This window comes from Cupriavidus sp. SK-4, assembly GCF_000611125.1.
GTDB classification, from domain to species: domain Bacteria; phylum Pseudomonadota; class Gammaproteobacteria; order Burkholderiales; family Burkholderiaceae; genus Cupriavidus; species Cupriavidus necator.
Genome location: NZ_JFJW01000127.1, coordinates 1 through 2,335 on the forward strand (window position 1 = coordinate 1; position 2,335 = coordinate 2,335).

The 2,335-nt window shown below is 69.8% G+C and carries 2 protein-coding genes; one reads left to right on the top strand and one right to left on the bottom strand.

The window, feature by feature from the left end:
• Window positions 1-1,386, bottom strand: a 1,386-nt coding sequence (locus CF68_RS26185) for a DEAD/DEAH box helicase (protein ID WP_035824570.1), incomplete at its 3' end; no start/stop codon positions are given.
• Between the two features lie 300 nt (window positions 1,387-1,686).
• Here CF68_RS26185 and CF68_RS38670 point away from each other — a divergent pair.
• The coding region (locus CF68_RS38670) for a chloride channel protein (RefSeq protein ID WP_035824572.1) at window positions 1,687-2,335 on the top strand (649 nt) is incomplete at its 3' end.

Here is a 2,335-nt window from a genome sequence, read left to right on the forward strand (position 1 = left end):
ACCGTTGCCGCGCTGGCCGCCTTCGGCAGCGCGTGTGCGCGGCTGGCCGCCCTGGGCTTGCCGCGGCGTAGCCTGCGCTTCGCGCGCCGGGCGCTGGCGCTGGGCGCCCTCGCCTTCGTTGCCGGCCGGACGCGCCTGGGCGCGTCCGCGGCCCTGGCCTTGTCCTTGCCCCTGGCCACCACCGCCACGCTGTTGGCGGCCCTTCTGGATCGGCTCGGGCGCGATGCTCGGGTCGACCTCGAAGCCCGGCAGCACGGTCTGTTCGAGCTTGCGCTTGATCAGGCGTTCGATATCGCGCAGCAGCGCAATCTCGTCCACGCAGACCAGCGAGATCGCTTCGCCCTCGGCGCCGGCGCGGCCGGTACGGCCGATGCGGTGCACATAGTCCTCGGGCACGTTGGGCAGGTCGAAATTGACCACGTGCGGCAGCTGGTCGATGTCGATGCCGCGCGCGGCGATATCGGTTGCCACCAGCAGCCGCAGCGTGCCAGTCTTGAATTCCGACAGCGCGCGCGTGCGCGCCGACTGGCTCTTGTTGCCATGGATCGCCAGTGCCGACAGGCCGTCCTTGGTCAGCTGCTCGGCCAGGCGGTTGGCGCCGTGCTTGGTGCGCGTAAACACCAGCACCTGGTGCCAGTCATGCTGGCGCACCAGGTGGGCCAGCAGTTCGCGCTTGCGCTCGCGGTCCACCGGGTAGACGCGCTGGTCCACGGTCTCGGCCGTGGTATTGCGCCGCGCCACCTCGATCGAGGCCGGGTTGTTCAGCAGGCGGTCGGCCAGCGCGCGGATCTCGTCCGAGAACGTCGCCGAGAACAGCAGGTTCTGGCGCTTGGCCGGCAGCACGTTGAGGATCTTGCGGATATCGTGGATGAAGCCCATGTCGAGCATGCGGTCGGCTTCATCGAGCACCAGCAGTTCCACCTGCGACAGGTCGATGGTGCGCTGGGACACGTGGTCCAGCAGGCGGCCGGGCGTGGCCACGACGATCTCGACGCCGCGCTTGAGCTGTTCGATCTGCGGATTGATGCCGACGCCGCCGAACATCACCATCGAGCGCAGGCGCAGGTACTTGCCGTAGTTGCGCACGCTCTCTTCGACCTGGGCGGCCAGTTCGCGCGTGGGCGTCAGCACCAGTGCGCGCACCGGCAGGCGGGCCGGACGCTGCGCGCCATTGGCGCCGCGCGCCGCGGAGTCGGACAACATCTGCAGCATCGGCAGCGTAAAGCCGGCGGTCTTGCCGGTGCCGGTCTGCGCGCCGGCGAGCAGGTCACCGCCCTTGAGGATGGCGGGAATCGCCTGGGCCTGGATCGGGGTCGGCGTGGTGTAGCCCTGTTCGGCCACGGCACGCACAATCTTGTCGGACAAGCCGAGTTCAGAAAAAGACATGAATTGCTGCTTGGGCCATCGCTGCGCACGCGGTGCGCCAAACGCCGGATGGCTCCTGGTAATCGGATCGGAATCGGAACGCGAACGCCGGGAAGCCGGCATGGCAGGGCACCGGCCCGCCCGCGAAGGAAAGAGCGGTAGTGTACCAGTCCGGGACCAGCGGGTTCTGCACCGGGCGCGGCCCCGCATGCGCGCCGGCGCACATCGGGTCTGCGCGGGTGGCGCTGCGCTATCATGACAGCCTCTGCCCGCCCCCTCTCCGGCTCCGCACCCGCTCCACATGTGCCCCGGAAAGCCGCCATGCGCTTGCGTTTCCTCGAAGACCAGGAAGTCATCCTGTTCGCGGCCATCCCGGTCGGGATCGTCGCGGCCATTGCCACCACGCTGTTCAAGGAAGCGCTGGAGGGCGCGGGCGTCGTGCTGTTTTCCAGCCATGCCGACGTGGTGGCCGTATTCGCCACGCTGGCGCTGGCGTGGCGCGTGGTGGTGCCGGCCGTGGGCGGCGCGCTGGCGGGCGGCCTGCTGGTGCTGGCCAACCGCCTGGCCGGCAGCCACGGCGGCGCCACCGACTACATGGAAGCGGTGGCCAACGGCAGCGGCCGCCTGCCGGTGCGGATCACCTTGCTGCGCGCGCTCTCGTCGTTTTTCTCGATCGTCAGCGGCAGCTCGGTCGGCAAGGAAGGCGCGATGATCCAGCTGGCGGCGCTGTGCGGCTCGCTGTTTCCGTCGACCCGGCTGGAACGCGGCGGCGGCTCTAACATGCGCCGAATGCTGACCGCCTGCGGGGCAGCGGCGGGCCTTGCCACCGTCTATCACACCCCCTTCTCCGCCGCCGTCTTCGTTGCCGAAGTGGTGTTCGGGGCGCTCGCGGTGCAGCGCCTGATGCCGCTCTTCCTGGCTTCGGTGGCCGGCGCCATGGTCAGCCAGTGGCACGGCGGCCTGCAGCCGC